General features: G+C 67.7%; 15 protein-coding genes. 5 read left to right on the top strand and 10 right to left on the bottom strand.

Going from position 1 to position 13,403, the window contains the following annotated elements:
* The 3 genes from LQK81_RS01945 to LQK81_RS01935 form a co-directional block, all read right to left on the bottom strand.
* A complete protein-coding gene (locus tag LQK81_RS01945) occupies positions 1 to 3,465 on the bottom strand; it encodes a chromosome segregation SMC family protein (RefSeq protein WP_230802987.1) in 3,465 nt (1,154 codons plus the stop codon).
* 192 nt (positions 3,466 to 3,657) lie between these two features.
* Entirely contained in the window at positions 3,658 to 4,518 is an 861-nt protein-coding gene (locus LQK81_RS01940; protein WP_230802986.1) for a DsbA family protein, read from the bottom strand.
* 128 nt (positions 4,519 to 4,646) lie between these two features.
* Positions 4,647 to 5,165 (bottom strand): DUF721 domain-containing protein, encoded by a 519-nt coding sequence (locus LQK81_RS01935; RefSeq protein ID WP_230802985.1) that lies wholly within the window; start codon positions 5,163 to 5,165, stop codon positions 4,647 to 4,649.
* Between the two features lie 116 nt (positions 5,166 to 5,281).
* On the opposite strand from LQK81_RS01935, the gene mutY reads away from it, so the two are divergent.
* Both mutY and LQK81_RS01925 read left to right on the top strand, forming a co-directional pair.
* Positions 5,282 to 6,409, top strand: coding sequence for an A/G-specific adenine glycosylase (gene mutY / locus LQK81_RS01930; protein ID WP_230802984.1), 1,128 nt, complete (start codon positions 5,282 to 5,284; stop codon positions 6,407 to 6,409).
* A gap of 7 nt (positions 6,410 to 6,416) precedes the next feature.
* Entirely contained in the window at positions 6,417 to 7,031 is a 615-nt protein-coding gene (locus LQK81_RS01925) for an HAD family hydrolase (protein ID WP_230802983.1), read from the top strand.
* 322 nt (positions 7,032 to 7,353) lie between these two features.
* On the opposite strand, the gene LQK81_RS01920 is transcribed toward LQK81_RS01925, so the two are convergent.
* Complete coding sequence (locus LQK81_RS01920; RefSeq protein ID WP_112593443.1) at positions 7,354 to 7,545, bottom strand: hypothetical protein; 192 nt, start codon at positions 7,543 to 7,545, stop codon at positions 7,354 to 7,356.
* Positions 7,546 to 7,807: 262 nt separating this feature from the next.
* Positions 7,808 to 8,938 (bottom strand): site-specific DNA-methyltransferase, encoded by a 1,131-nt coding sequence (locus LQK81_RS01915; protein WP_230802982.1) that lies wholly within the window; start codon positions 8,936 to 8,938, stop codon positions 7,808 to 7,810.
* A gap of 149 nt (positions 8,939 to 9,087) precedes the next feature.
* Between LQK81_RS01915 and LQK81_RS01910 the strand changes: the two genes are divergently transcribed.
* Complete coding sequence (locus LQK81_RS01910) at positions 9,088 to 9,384, top strand: nucleotidyltransferase family protein (RefSeq protein WP_230802981.1); 297 nt, start codon at positions 9,088 to 9,090, stop codon at positions 9,382 to 9,384.
* Complete coding sequence (locus tag LQK81_RS01905; protein WP_230802980.1) at positions 9,384 to 9,734, top strand: HepT-like ribonuclease domain-containing protein; 351 nt, start codon at positions 9,384 to 9,386, stop codon at positions 9,732 to 9,734. The genes LQK81_RS01910 and LQK81_RS01905 overlap by 1 nt, the downstream gene beginning before the upstream one ends.
* 9 nt (positions 9,735 to 9,743) lie before the next feature.
* On the opposite strand, the gene LQK81_RS01900 is transcribed toward LQK81_RS01905, so the two are convergent.
* Positions 9,744 to 10,094, bottom strand: coding sequence for an antibiotic biosynthesis monooxygenase family protein (locus LQK81_RS01900; protein ID WP_230802979.1), 351 nt, complete (start codon positions 10,092 to 10,094; stop codon positions 9,744 to 9,746).
* A complete protein-coding gene (locus LQK81_RS01895; RefSeq protein WP_230802978.1) occupies positions 10,091 to 10,420 on the bottom strand; it encodes an NIPSNAP family protein in 330 nt (109 codons plus the stop codon). The genes LQK81_RS01900 and LQK81_RS01895 overlap by 4 nt, the downstream gene beginning before the upstream one ends.
* A 76-nt stretch (positions 10,421 to 10,496) precedes the next feature.
* On the opposite strand from LQK81_RS01895, the gene LQK81_RS01890 reads away from it, so the two are divergent.
* The gene (locus LQK81_RS01890; protein WP_230802977.1) at positions 10,497 to 11,189 is read left to right on the top strand and encodes an ArsR/SmtB family transcription factor; all 693 of its coding nucleotides are present in this window, start codon (positions 10,497 to 10,499) and stop codon (positions 11,187 to 11,189) included.
* Positions 11,190 to 11,296: 107 nt separating this feature from the next.
* On the opposite strand, the gene LQK81_RS01885 is transcribed toward LQK81_RS01890, so the two are convergent.
* The 3 genes from LQK81_RS01885 to LQK81_RS01875 form a co-directional block, all read right to left on the bottom strand.
* Positions 11,297 to 11,740, bottom strand: coding sequence for a DUF1284 domain-containing protein (locus LQK81_RS01885; protein WP_230802976.1), 444 nt, complete (start codon positions 11,738 to 11,740; stop codon positions 11,297 to 11,299).
* A 15-nt stretch (positions 11,741 to 11,755) separates the two neighbouring features.
* The gene (locus LQK81_RS01880; RefSeq protein WP_230802975.1) at positions 11,756 to 12,343 is read right to left on the bottom strand and encodes a biotin transporter BioY; all 588 of its coding nucleotides are present in this window, start codon (positions 12,341 to 12,343) and stop codon (positions 11,756 to 11,758) included.
* Positions 12,344 to 12,564: 221 nt separating this feature from the next.
* Positions 12,565 to 13,233 carry a GntR family transcriptional regulator gene (locus LQK81_RS01875; protein WP_230802974.1) on the bottom strand — a complete coding sequence of 223 codons (669 nt, stop codon included), beginning with the start codon at positions 13,231 to 13,233 and terminating at the stop codon, positions 12,565 to 12,567.
* Positions 13,234 to 13,403 lie beyond the last annotated feature (170 nt).

Below are 13,403 nucleotides of genomic sequence, written 5' to 3'. Positions count from 1 at the left end.
CTACACCGCCTCGCGCAGTTGCTCGGCCGTCTGCAGGTCGACGGAGACGAGTTGGGAGACGCCCTGCTCGGCCATGGTGACGCCGAACAGGCGGTTCATGCGGGCCATGGTGATCGGGTTGTGGGTGATGATGACGAAGCGGGTCTCGGTCGAGGCCGCCATCTCGTCCATCAGGTTGCAATAGCGCTCGACATTGTGGTCGTCGAGGGGCGCGTCGACCTCGTCGAGCACGCAGATCGGTGCGGGATTGGTGAGGAAGACGGCGAAGATCAGCGCCATCGCCGTCAGCGCCTGCTCACCGCCCGAGAGCAGCGTCATCGTCTGCGGCTTCTTGCCCGGCGGGCGAGCAAGGATCTCGAGGCCGGCATCGAGCGGGTCCTCGCTCTCGATCAGCTGCAGTTCCGCAGTCCCCCCGCCGAAGAGATGGGTGAACAGCCGCTGGAACTGGGCGTTGACCACGTCGAAGGCGGCGAGCAGCCGCTCGCGACCCTCGCGGTTCAGGCTCTGGATCGCCGAGCGCAGCTTGCGGATCGCCTCGATGATGTCCTCGCGCTCGGTGACGATTGTCTGCAGCCTCTCCGACAGTTCCTTCTGCTCTTCTTCGGCGCGCAGGTTGACCGCGCCCAGCCGCTCGCGCTCGACCTTCAGCCGGTCGAGCTCCAGCTCGGTGTCGCGCGGGTCGGGCAGCGGCCGGTCGGAGGCATGCTCGGCGAGCTTCAGCGCCTCGTGCGGGGCGCAATGAAGGCCCGCGCGGATGCGGGCCTCGCCGTCGAGACGGCGCTCGCGGGCCGACACCAGCCGCTCCTCCGTGCGGCCGCGCTGCTCGCGGCATTCGGCCAGTTGCGACAGTGCCGTCGCCGCCGCTCGATCGGCCTCGCGCTGGACGTTCTCGGCTTCCTGCAAATGGTCGGCGGCGGCGCGGCGGGCCTCCTCGGCGCGGGCGAGCTCGCTCATCAGCGCGCGGCGGCGGTCCTCGATCTCTTCCGGCGCCTCGGCGATGCGTTCGGCCTCATCCTGCGCCTCGGCCTCGCGCTCGCGCAGCGAGGCGATGTGGCGCTCGGCATTGGCGGCGCGGTTGCGCCAGGTCTCGCGCTCGCTGGCGATCGCCGCCAGCCGGCGCTGCCGCTCGGCCATCTCGCGGGCGAGCCCGTCATGGAAGGCGCGCGCCTCGGCAAGGGCGGCGCGATCGGTGGCGACGGTCGCGGACTGGCCGGAAAGCCTGAGATCGAGCGCGGCGATGTCGGGCGCATCCTCCAGCGCCGCGCGTGCCTCTTCCAACTGGTCGCCCGCCTCCTCCAGCTGGGCCTGAAGCTGGGCGCCGGTCTCGTCGAGCACGGCGCGGCGGCGGATCAGTTCGCCGGACGCCCGCTCGGCGGCGTCGAGGGCGTCGCGCGCCTCGGCCAGCGCCCGGACGGCAAGCCGCTGCGCCTCGCGGCCGTCCTGCTGGACCTGGGCGGCGACGCGGATCGCAGCACCGGCATCGGCGAGGCGGGCCTCGGCAGCTGAAAGGGCGGCGCGCGCCTCGTCCAGTCCGCCCTCCAGTTCGCGCAGGCGGTTCTTCTGCGCCAACCGCAGGGCGGCGGCACTCGGCGCATCGGCGCCGGCGATGTGCCCGTCCCAGCGGAACACGGCGCCTTCGCGGGTGACCAGCCGCTGGCCGGGCCTGAGGCTTGCGAGAAGGGAGAGCGCCGTCGCCTCGTCCGCAACGACGCCGATCTGGCGCAGGCGGCGGGTCAGCACGTCCGGCGCGCGGACATGGGCCAGAAGCGGCACCGTGCCATCGGGCAGCGGCGCATCGGCCGCGCCGTCTCCGACAAGGCGCCAATGGGCGGCGGCGGCGGTATCGGCGGGCGAATCCAGATCGTCGCCCAGCGCTGCGCCGAGTGCCGTCTCGAAGCCCTTGTCGACCTGCACGTCTTCCACGACCGGCGAAAACGAGCCGCCGGCGGCGCCCGCCTCCAGCATGCGGCGGATCGTGCGCGTCTCGGTCTCGATCGCATTGACACCGCCGCGGGCGGTCTCGACCGGACCGCGGGCCTCGACCTCGGCGGCGCGCGCCTCCTCCAGCGCCTCCTCGGCCTCGGCCAGCCGCTCGCCGGCCTCTTCGAGCGCCGCCTCGGCCGACTGCACGTCCTGGCGCTTGCGTTCGGGATCCGGCAGGGCGGCGATGCGCTCGGCAATGGCGGAAATCTCGGCCTCGAGGTTCGAAAACTGCTGGGCGAGCCGCGCCTGCCGGTCGGAAAGGTCGCGAATGGTCTTTTCCAGCTGGTTGCGGACGGCCTGTGCCTCGGCGCGCTCGGCGGTGATCTCGCCCAGCACCTGCTCGCTCGCAGACAGGCGATGGGCGGCTTCGTCCATCGCCTCGCGGGCGGCGGCTGCGCGGTCGTCGGCCTCGCCCAAAATGTCGCAGATCTCCTGCTCCTCTTCGGCTAGCCGCTCCAGCGCCTGCGCATTGTCTGCGACCATCGCTTCCTCGCGGGCGATGTCCTCGGAAAGCTGCGCGAGCCTGCGGGCCAGTTCGTCGCGGCGGCGCAGAAGGCGGCCGGCGTCCTCCTCCAGTTGTGCGCGGGCGATCTGCAGGCGTTGCAGCGCGGCTGCGAGCTTCGCCTCGTTCTCGCGCAGCTCCGGCAGCTTCAGGCTGGCGACCGCCTGGGCCTTGGCCGCCTCCATCTGCGCCTGCGCGCGCTCGGCCACGAGCGAGGTCGCCTGGTTCAGCTGGCTCTCGGCCTCGCCTTCGGCCTCCTTCGCCTGCGCCCAGCGGATGTGCAGCAGCATCGCCTCATGGCGGCGGATGTCGGCCGACAGCATCTTGAAGCGGTTCGCCTGGCGCGACTGGCGCTTGAGGCTGTCGATCTGGCTCTCGAGTTGCGAGGTGACGTCGTCGAGACGCTCGAGATTGGTTTCGGCGGCGCGCAGGCGAAGCTCGGCCTCGTGGCGACGCGAATGCAGGCCCGAGATTCCGGCCGCCTCTTCCAGCAGCTGCCGGCGCGCCTGGGGCTTGGCCTGGATCAGTTCGCCGATCCGCCCCTGCCCGACCATGGAGGGCGAGCGGGCGCCGGTGGAGGCATCGGCGAAGAGAAGCTGCACGTCCTTGGCGCGCGCCTCCTTGCCGTTGATGCGGTAGACCGAGCCCTGCTCGCGCTCGATGCGGCGGGAGACCTGGATCTCGTCGGCATCGTTGAAGGCCGCGGGCGCGGTGCGGTCGAAATTCTCCAGGTAGAGGCCGACCTCCGCGGTATTGCGGGCCGGGCGGTTGCCGGAGCCGGAGAAGATCACGTCGTCCATGCCGGACGCGCGCATGTTCTTGTAGGAATTCTCCCCCATCACCCAGCGCAGCGCCTCGACGAGGTTCGATTTGCCGCAGCCGTTCGGCCCGACGACGCCGGTGAGCCCCCGCTCGATGACGAACTCGGTCGGCTCGACGAAGGACTTGAAACCCTGCAGGCGGAGCTTGGTGAATTTCATGGGGCATGCCCTCCCTTCTCCCCCGCGGGGAGAAGGTGGCCCGAAGGGCCGGATGAGGGGGAAGCGAAGCGCTCGGGTTCCCCCCTCATCGCCTCGCTACGCTCCGGCACTTCTCCCCGATGGGGAGAAGAGATCTGCGGCAACGCAGGCGCACGACTTCCCCCGGCGCCCGCAAGGATTGCGGGACCAGTCTCAGAGCTTGCTGTCGATGAGGGCCGACATGACGTCAACCGACATATCTCCGGAATAGCGCTGTCCGTTGACGAGGAAGGTCGGCGTCGCCGCGACACCGAATTCCTTGGCACCGCGCTCGCGTACCGCGTTCACATCATCGAGAAGTTTCTGGTTCGTCAAGCAGGCTTCGAAGCTCTGCTGTGTAAAACCGGCCAGCTTCGACATCTGCAGCAGCGCATCGCGGCCGTTTTCGGCCGCGGCCCACTGTTCCTGCTGCTTGAACAGCATGGAGATCATCGGGAAATACTGCTCCGGCGGGGCGCAGCGGGCGAGCATGAAGGCGGCTGCGGCGCGCGGGTCGAAGGGGAACTCGCGCAGGATGAAGCGCACCTTGCCGCTGTCGACATACTTGGCCTTGATCGCGTCGAAGGTCTCGTTGTGGAACTTGGCGCAGTGCGGGCAGGTCATCGACATGTATTCGACGATCGTCACCGGCGCATTGGCATCGCCGATCGCCATTTCCGGAAGCGGGCCGGGCTCCAGCACCTTGGCCATGTCGACGTCGCCGTCGGAGGCCGGAAGCTCGACGCTTGCCGCCGGCGCAGCCTGCGTGGTCCCTGTCTGGGCGGCTTCGGTCTGGGCGGTCTCTGTCTGGGCTGCCTCTGTGGTCGCGGCCGGGGCTGCGGCAGGGGCCGAAGCGGTATCGGCGCCTGCGGCCGGAGCGGGCTGCGTCGCAGCGCTCTCGGTGGTCGCCTGGCTCTCCGGAGCCGCCGAGGTCTCCTTCTTCTCCTCGCTGCAGGCGGCGAGCGTAACCGCCAGCGCAGCCACGGCGACGCCACCCATAAGACGCTTGAACGGGCTCATTGCGGAAAGGGACATGGTCTCTCCTGTAGGGACAAGTAAAAATGCTTCGATCGCCGGGATATACCGGCTTCATGTTGCGAACAAGCTGTGCCCACACCATGACCTTCAAAGAATTGTGACCTTGTGATGTTGTGCCGCAGCCCTCACCGCCGCGGTTCGCCCTTGCGGCCGAGGACTGCGGTGCCGAGCCGCTTCAGCGCCGCCTTCAGCGCGTCGCCCTCGATCCCCTCGACCAGTTCGTCCAGGTGACGCGCCGCCGCGCCGGTGAGCGGCCGCGGGGGGCGGCGGCGCCTTGCCGGCGGCGTCACCGGCTTCTGCACGATCCTGATCTGCCGGATCGCGGGATAGCCGAAGAAGCCGTTGATGCGCTGGATGAGCTCGCCCTGCTGATGCGACAGAAACAGCGCGCGCGAGCCCTCGCAGGCGATCGTCAGCGTGCCGGGCTGGTGGCCGCCGTCCTCGCCGGCCATCTCCGATACCCGTCGCGGCCAGGCGATCTTCTCCGGCCGGCTGCATTCCGCGAACGCACTGCCGGCGATCTCGTCCCAGGAGCCGAGCAGCATGGTGCTGATGCCGGCGCGCCTTGCGAGCACGGGATCGATCAGGCCGTTGGCGACCTCGCTGATCTGCTGGGCACCCTTGCGGGCGGGTCGGGAATTCACGTCAGGCACTCCACAGGCACTCAAGCGGAAAATATTCCTCGACAGGCGAGATTTGCCTTGAAGAAACGGCGCTGCTTCGCCAGTTATACGCTTCCTTATCGCGTCCAGGCAAACTGATGACGAATTCGCCCGCCGCAGACCAGACCGGAAAGATCGTCGCCTGGTACGACCGGCACCACCGCGACCTGCCCTGGCGCATCTCGCCGCCGATGGCGGTCCGCGGCATCCGGCCGGATCCCTACAGGGTCTGGCTTTCGGAGGTGATGCTGCAGCAGACCACCGTGCAGGCGGTGAAATCCTACTTCGCGCTGTTCACAGCCAAATGGCCGACCGTCACCGACCTCGCCGAGGCAGAGACCGAAGATGTCATGAAGGCCTGGGCCGGGCTCGGCTACTATGCGCGGGCCCGCAACCTGAAGAAATGCGCCGAAGCCGTGGCGTTTTCGCATGGCGGGCGCTTCCCCGATACCGAGGAGGGCCTGAAGGCCTTGCCCGGCATCGGCGACTATACCGCAGCCGCCATCGCCGCGATCGCCTTCGACAGGCCGGCGGCCGTCCTCGACGGCAATGTCGAGCGCGTCATCTCGCGGCTGCACGCCGTCGACGCCCCCCTGCCCGGCTCCAAGCCGCTGATGCGCGCCCTTGTGGCGAAGATGACGCCCGGCGAGCGGCCGGGGGACTTCGCCCAGGCTATGATGGACCTCGGCGCCACGATCTGCACTCCGCGGCGGCCGGCCTGCGCACTCTGTCCGGTGAACGGATCCTGCACCGCCCTTGCGAGCGACGACCCGGAGCGCTTTCCGGTGAAGGCGGGGAAGAAGGAAAAGCCGGTGCGTCTCGGCGCTGCCTTCGTCGCCGTCGACGAGACGGGTGCGGTGTTCTTGCGCAAGCGGCCGGGCCACGGGCTGCTCGGCGGCATGACCGAGGTGCCGAACACCGACTGGACGGCAAGGCAGAACGGCGCCACCGGCGCAGACGCCGCTCCCTTCGATGCGGCGTGGCACGATTGCGGGACGGTCGTCCACGTGTTCACGCATTTCGAGTTGCGCCTGACGGTGTTCCGCTCCAGGGTCGGCCGCGCGACCGCCGCAGGGCATGTCGCGGGACCGGGATGGTGGGAGCCGGAGGAGAGCCTTGCAGGAGAGGCGCTGCCGAGCGTCATGAAGAAAGCAATCGCACAGGCTATTCCGGACGCGTTCCAGCCGCGGCTCCGTTCGCAAGCGGCCATGCAATCGAGAGGGTAAGCATCCCATGACCATCGAAATCCATCACATCGTCTTCGACATCGGCCGGGTGCTGATCCATTACGACCCCCACATCCCGTTCAGCCGACTGATCCCCGACGATGCGGAGCGCAACTGGTTCTTCGCCAATGTCTGCACGCACGACTGGAACCTGGAGCAGGACCGCGGCCGGGCCTGGGAAGACGCCGAGGCGCTGCTGATCAGCGACTATCCCGACCACGAGGAAAACATCCGCGCGTTCCGCAGGCACTGGCAGGAGATGGTCTCGCACGCCTATGTCGAGAGCGTCGCGATCATGGAGACGCTGGTGTCCGACGGCCGCGACGTCACCATGCTGACCAATTTCGCCGCCGACACCTTCAGGGAGGCGCGCAAGCTCTACCCCTTCCTCGACCTGCCGCGCGGGGTGACGGTTTCGGGCGAGATCGGCCTGATCAAGCCGGACGCCGCCATCTACGAGCGGCATGCGCGCGACTTCGACCTCGTACCGGCGCACACGCTCTTCATCGACGATGCGGAGAAGAACGTCGAAGGGGCGCGCGCCGCCGGCTGGAACGCCGTGCACTTCACGGATGCCGAGAAACTGAAGAGCGATCTCGCCGCGCACGGCATCACGCTCTGACCACGTCGCCTGACAAACCGGGCCAGTTGACGAAAAACGCCCGGGGCCGTTGCCGGTCCCGGGCGTTTTCGTCTCTCCGGGACTGAAGGTACGAAACCGGAAAGACGGAAGCTCTGTCTGTCTGCCGCCGACCTTAGGCCCGGATGGTTAACCGCCGCTGAACACCGGCCGCCAAAGCGGGTATTCTCCGAACATTCGCAATGACTTGCATTCCCACACCCAAGGAAAGGGCGTTGAGCTACGTACCGCAACGGAGACAGGATGTGATGTCTGGAGAGAAGACGCGCGAGCGGCGCCTCGAGGATGGGCTTCCGGCCGGATATCAGCAGCGGGAGCGATTGTTGGGACGAACGATGTTCATCTGCAGTTCGTGGGCGGAAGCATAGCGGCCGAGTATCTTGATCAGCCTTTGCTCTTCCCTCCGGCTGACGCCGGCCTTGCGGCAGTATTCGGAAACCTCCCAGACACGCTTCGCCTGTTCCGGATCGAGGTTGCCGATTTCGATATGCCTCATGATCGCCTCCCGCTTTACACGTTAAGAATGCAATCCGACGCCCCAGGTTCCACCGGTTTTCTGATTGTTGTCGGTGGCCGTCATTTCCTCCCGCTATGGACCAGGGCATTGTGCCCACACCGTCGCGGCTTTGTCCATGTCTACCTGCGGGCGAATTGCCGCAAGCCTCGCGCGTGCGCCCGAAACTGCCACGACCTCCGGCGCAGGGAACGCCGAAGGCCGCGACGGGAGGTATGCTTTGGCGGTCCGTTTCGTCGCCGGCTCAGCCTTCGAGCTTCGCCATGTCGCTGCGGATGACGGAACGGAGCGCGTCGATCGGCTTCAGTTCGCTGCCCTCGGCATAGTGCCAGAAGGTCCAGCCGTTGCAGGCATCCAGTCCCTGCACCTTCGCGCCGACGCGGTGGATCGAGCCGGCATCCGCTCCCGAGGCAATGGTGCCGTCGGCGCGCACGATGGCGCTGTGGCGGCGGCGCGCGTCCGTCAGCACCGTACCGGGGGCGATCAGGCCGCTTTCGACCAGCGTGTTGAAGGCGACACGCGGTTCGGCCTTCTTGCCGGTCATGACCGTCAGCGTCTGGTTGCCGAGCGGCTGGACCGCGTTGATGCGGGCAAGGGCCGCATCGATGTAGTCCTGCTCACGCTCGATGCCGACGAAGTGGCGACCGAGACGCTTGGCGACCGCACCTGTCGTACCGGAGCCGAAGAAGGGATCGAGCACGACGTCGCCGGGCTTCGAAGACGCCATGATGACGCGGGCGAGCAGCGCCTCCGGCTTCTGCGTCGGATGGACCTTCTTGCCGTTCTCGTCCTTCAGGCGCTCGCCGCCCGAGCAGATCGGAAACAGCCAGTCGGAGCGCATCTGCACGTCGTCGTTGGCCGCCTTCATGGCGTCGTAGTTGAAGGTGTAGCCCTTGGCCTTGGGATCGCGGCTCGCCCAGATCATCGTCTCGTGCGCGTTCTGGAAGCGGCGGCCCTTGAAGTTCGGCATCGGATTGGTCTTGCGCCAGACGACGTCGTTGAGGATCCAGAAGCTGAGGTCCTGCAGCGTGGCGCCGACGCGGAAGATGTTGTGGTAGGAGCCGATCACCCAGATGGTGCCGTTCGGCTTGAGCACGCGGCGGCAGGCGAGCAGCCAGGCGCGGGTGAAGGCGTCGTAGGCCTCGAAGGAGGCGAACTGGTCCCATTCGTCGTCGACGGCATCGACGAGGCTCTGGTCGGGCCGGTGCAGGGTGCCGCCGAGCTGGAGGTTGTAGGGCGGATCGGCGAAGATGACGTCCACCGACTGGTCCGGCAGGGCGTCGAGCGCTGCGACGCAGTCGCCGCGGATGATCGTGTCCAGCCAGCCATTGGGGCGGACCGAACGGGCTTCTGCAAGCGAAAGAACATGGGACATCGGATACTCGCTGATACGCTTACTCGGGTACGAATTTGCTGGCCCTTATGGTTACCGAAGTTGGTTACCGAAGGGTGAAGGCGGACAGCGCAGCCAGCGAAATAATCGCCGAATGGAAATGCGTCCGCCAATGCGGTAGAACTGCGGGCATGAGAAAGAGCGAGGCGATCGAACGGCTGTTGAAGAACGAGGACGCGATCCGCGCCCTCGGCGCCACCTCGCTCTACCTGTTCGGCTCGGTCGCCCGCGACGAGGCCGGACAGGAAAGCGACGTCGACCTTTTCATCGACTATGATCTTGGGCGGCGGTTCTCCCTCGTCGATCTCGCCGGCATCAAGCTGTTTCTCGAGGACCAACTGGCGACCGGGGTGGATGTGACGACGCGCGACAGCCTGCATCCGAAGCTGAAGAACAGGATCGAGACCTCGGCGATCCGTGTCTTCTGATGGCACGCGACATCGAAGTGATCCTCACCGAAATGCTGGAGACGATCGCACTGATCGAGACCGCGCTCGCAGGAATGACGCGCGACGATTTCGGCAGGGACGACATTCTCCGGCTTGCGGTCCAGCGCGCTATCGAGATCGTTTCCGAGGCGAGCAGGCACATCCCCGACGCGATGCTCCGGCAGGCGCCGGACATCCCGTGGCGGTCCATCCGCGGCATGGGCAACATCCTGCGCCACGAATACCACCGCATCGCCGACGACGTGATCTGGAATGTCGCCGCGCATGACCTGCCCGCCCTGAAGACAGCGCTTCTCGCCCTTCGGGCATCGATCGACGGCCCCCGTTAGCCGCCCCTCTCAGGCCGCATCGTGCGTCGTCCGGCTATCTTCCGGCGCCCCGTCGCGCTCGAACATGCCGTAGTCGCGCAGCACCTGGACCACCCGCAGGCGATAATCGGCGAAGACGCCGTTGCGGCCGGCCTTCTGGGCCGTGCGGTGATCGGCGCAGTTGCGCCAGGCCGCAACCGCGGCCTCGTCGCGCCAGAAGGACAGGGACAGGATCTTGCCCGGCACCGACAGGCTCTCGAAGCGCTCGATTGCGACGAAGCCGTCGATCTCCTCCAATTGCGCCACGAGGCTTGCGGCGAGGTTCAGATAGACGTCTCGGCGGCCGGGCGCGGGCGCGACCTCGAAGATGACGGCGATCATCGCTGCACCCGATCGGCATGCGGCATCGAGACGTTCTTCAGGAAGATGCGGTCCTCCTTGAGGATGAAACGCTCGCGGCGGGCGAAGGCGTAGTTCTCCGCCCCCAGCGGATCGGCGGCGAGCCGGGCGCGATAGGCCTCGTAGGCGGCGAGGCTTTCGATGGTGTAGACGCCGTAGGCGGTCGTCGCCGAGCCCTCGTGCGGGGCGAAATAGCCGATCAGGCCGGCGCCGTTCCTCGGGATCGCCTCGCCCCAGTTCCTGGCATAGGCGGCAAACTCCTCCTTCTTGAACGGGTCGATCTCGTAGCGGATGAAGCAGGTGATCATCGTTGCGTCCTTCTCTGTTTCGATGACTGCAGGATGGCATGTTGCGCAGCTGCAATGCTTCGGTTACGATCGAAGTATGAAAGAAGGACCGGACATTGCCCAGATCGGCGCGCTGATCGGCGATCCCGCCCGCGCCAACATGCTGACCGTGCTGATGGGCGGCCGGGCGCTGACGGCGACGGAGCTTGCAGGCGCAGCCGGCATCACCCTTTCGACGGCGAGCTCGCATCTAGCGAAGCTGGAAGCGGGCGGCCTCGTCAGCCAGCGCAAGCAGGGACGGCATCGCTATTTCGCGCTCGCCGACGACGAGGTGGGGCTGATGCTGGAGGGGCTGATGGGCTTTGCCGCCCATCGCGGTTTCCTGCGCGCCCGGCCCGGCCCGAAGGATCCGGCGCTGCGCAAGGCGCGCGTCTGCTACAACCACCTTGCCGGCGACTTCGGCGTGCGCATGCTCGACCGGCTGGTCGCCGACGGGCATGTCGCAATCGACGGCGACGATGCGGCGCTGACTGCCGAGGGCGAAGCGAAGATGGCCGGGATCGGCATCGACGTCACCGGGCTCAGGAGCCAGCGGCGGCCGGTCTGCCGCACCTGCCTCGACTGGAGCGAGCGGCGCTCGCATCTTGCCGGCTCGCTCGGCGAGGCCTTGCTTTCGCGCTTCATCGAGATGGGCTGGGCGAGGCGCAGCGAGGATAGCCGCGCGATCCGCTTCACGCCGAAAGGCGAGCGGCAATTCCTCGACCTGTTCCCGCAGCCGGAGCGCCGCTGAGCAAGGCGGCATTTCCGAAAACCGAATCGAATTCGGGGCTTGGCGGGCGACCTTCACAGTTCGATTCGCTCCGTTGCGGCAGCGCGTGAAGCGGCTGCGGCGACACTTCAACAGCCTTCGCCGGTGGCCGGCGACCTGCCCACGAGGACGCCGGGAAAGCCGTGGGCTGAGACGCGCGAACAGAGATCGCCCCACTCGCAGCCGCTGCAGGCGGTGCGCAGATCACCGCCGGCGAAGGCGGAGCGCAGGCGCTCCAGCAGCGCCTCGTCCAGCACGATGGTCGTGCCTGCGGCCGCGGCCGTCCCGGTGAGGACGGATACGGCCTCCGCTGCCTGCCGGTCGCGCCCGGCAACGCTTTCGTCGCGGCAGTGGGTGTCGCCGTCCATGAGCGGTGCGCAGATGTCGTCCGGCCCCTCGACGACGAGGATGGTCTCGCCCGCCGAAAGCCGGCGGGCGATCGCCCTGTAGTTGTCGACGAAGGCGGGGCTGTAGCCCTTGCCGACGAAGGTCAACATGCAGAGCAGGTGATGGGCGCGGAGCCGGACGGTCACGGTGCGTGCTGCCGGTCAGGACAGGTCGTGCACAGGCCGGGGTGCGACGGCCTTGAGCACGGCGGCGGCGAGCGCGGACTTCAGCAGCGCGCCGAGCACGAAGGGGACGACGCCCAGCATCAGCGCCTTCTCCAAGCCGATCAGCGTCGCCAGCCACGCGCCGCCGAGCGCCAGGCAGAAGATGTTGGCGGCAAAATGCGCCGCGAAGCTCGCAACGATCCGGCTTCCGGTCCAGCCGCGTTCGGCCAGCCAGCCGACCATGGCCGCCATCAGCGGGAAGGAGACGAGGTAGCCCGCGGTCGGCCCGGCGAAATGGGCGATGCCGCCTGCCCCGCCGGCAAGCACCGGCAGGCCGGCCATGCCCTCGCCGAGCCAGGCCAGCACGGTCAGCGTGCCGAGCCGCCAGCCGTAGAGCGCGCCGATCATGGTGACGGCGAAGGTCTGCATCGTGATCGGCACCGGCACCATCGGCACGCTGATGCGCGAGGCGAGCGCCAGCGCCAGCGTGCCGGCCAGCACGAAGGCGATGCGCATCGGCACCGAGCGCGCATTGAGGCGCAAGGGATCGAAACCGGACGGGCCGGCGGCAGCGAGTTGGAACATCAATATCCTCCTGACGAGACTTATAGATAACCGGAATAATTATCTATAATTTTGAAGCTAGGCCGAAAATCGCCGAGCCGTCAAGCAGGAGAACGGCGGCACGGGCGCGGCGCCGGCAGGCAAAACGCGCGCAAATGCCCCGGAAATTCGGACTTTCGGCGCGAGAAAAGAATTATAGATAACTCACAGATTGCGCGTCCGACGACCCGGACAACCGCCCGTCAGCCGACGATCGAGAAGATCTCGCGGGTCTCGCCGGTGGCGTTGCGCACGGGCGTGCGGCCGATCCACTGCACGTGGCGGCCGAGGATCGAGACGGCCTCCTCGCCGTTGCCGTTCCCGAGTGCTGCGAGGATGGCGCGATGATCGTGGTCGGTGCGCGGCTGCCAGCTCGACTGCCAGGCGGAAAAGAGGAAGCGGGCGCTGGCGGCATGCAGGTCGTCGATCGAGGCCATGAGGCGCGGCATGGCGCAGGGCTCCAGGATCAGGCGGTGGAAGGCGCGGTTGGCCGCCTCCCAGGCGCGCACGTCGCGCGCGGCATCGGCCGCCGCGGTCGCCTCGGCCGCCCGATCGAGGATGGCAGGCGTCAGGTTGGCAATGGCGTGGCGCAAGGCCAGCACCTCGAGCGCCGCGCGCATCTCGGCCACCTCGCGCACCTCGGCCAGATCGAAGGCTGCAACGCGCACGCCGCGGCGCGGCTCGCTGACGGCCAGCCCCTGCGCCTCCAGCCGCCGGAACGCCTCGCGGACCGGAACATGGCTGGCGCCGAATTCCTCGGCCAGATGGTCCTGCCGCAACCGCGCGCCGGGCGGCAGCGCGCCGGAGATGATCCGTTCGGCGAGAACGCGGCTGATGCGGCTTGCGATCGTATCGTCTTGGCTGTTCGTCATGCGCTACTGATAGAAGGCCCGGCCGGGCCTGTCGAGCGCGCCGATGCATGTCCGAGGCCGGCAGCCGATGTTGAGCTTTGCGGCCGCATCGTATACATGCCTCCGCATATCCATCTTGCGCCGCACCGCGGTCGCGCCGGCGTCACGCCCCTCCCGATAGGACAGTTTCC

The organism is Rhizobium sp. GN54, from assembly GCF_021026345.1.
GTDB lineage: Bacteria > Pseudomonadota > Alphaproteobacteria > Rhizobiales > Rhizobiaceae > Mycoplana.
Note: the sequence above shows the minus strand (reverse complement) of the source record. Positions and strands in the feature narration are given on the sequence as shown.

Bases quoted from the DNA above. Each gene is read 5' to 3' on its own strand.
- LQK81_RS01945 (WP_230802987.1), bottom strand. From the start codon at position 3,465: ATGAAATTCACCAAGCTCCGCCTGCAGGGTTTCAAGTCCTTCGTCGAG.
- LQK81_RS01940 (WP_230802986.1), bottom strand. From the start codon at position 4,518: ATGTCCCTTTCCGCAATGAGCCCGTTCAAGCGTCTTATGGGTGGCGTC.
- mutY (WP_230802984.1), top strand. From the start codon at position 5,282: ATGACGAATTCGCCCGCCGCAGACCAGACCGGAAAGATCGTCGCCTGG.
- LQK81_RS01925 (WP_230802983.1), top strand. From the start codon at position 6,417: ATGACCATCGAAATCCATCACATCGTCTTCGACATCGGCCGGGTGCTG.
- LQK81_RS01920 (WP_112593443.1), bottom strand. From the start codon at position 7,545: ATGAGGCATATCGAAATCGGCAACCTCGATCCGGAACAGGCGAAGCGT.
- LQK81_RS01915 (WP_230802982.1), bottom strand. From the start codon at position 8,938: ATGTCCCATGTTCTTTCGCTTGCAGAAGCCCGTTCGGTCCGCCCCAAT.
- LQK81_RS01910 (WP_230802981.1), top strand. From the start codon at position 9,088: ATGAGAAAGAGCGAGGCGATCGAACGGCTGTTGAAGAACGAGGACGCG.
- LQK81_RS01905 (WP_230802980.1), top strand. From the start codon at position 9,384: ATGGCACGCGACATCGAAGTGATCCTCACCGAAATGCTGGAGACGATC.
- LQK81_RS01900 (WP_230802979.1), bottom strand. From the start codon at position 10,094: ATGATCGCCGTCATCTTCGAGGTCGCGCCCGCGCCCGGCCGCCGAGAC.
- LQK81_RS01895 (WP_230802978.1), bottom strand. From the start codon at position 10,420: ATGATCACCTGCTTCATCCGCTACGAGATCGACCCGTTCAAGAAGGAG.
- LQK81_RS01890 (WP_230802977.1), top strand. From the start codon at position 10,497: ATGAAAGAAGGACCGGACATTGCCCAGATCGGCGCGCTGATCGGCGAT.
- LQK81_RS01880 (WP_230802975.1), bottom strand. From the start codon at position 12,343: ATGTTCCAACTCGCTGCCGCCGGCCCGTCCGGTTTCGATCCCTTGCGC.
- LQK81_RS01875 (WP_230802974.1), bottom strand. From the start codon at position 13,233: ATGACGAACAGCCAAGACGATACGATCGCAAGCCGCATCAGCCGCGTT.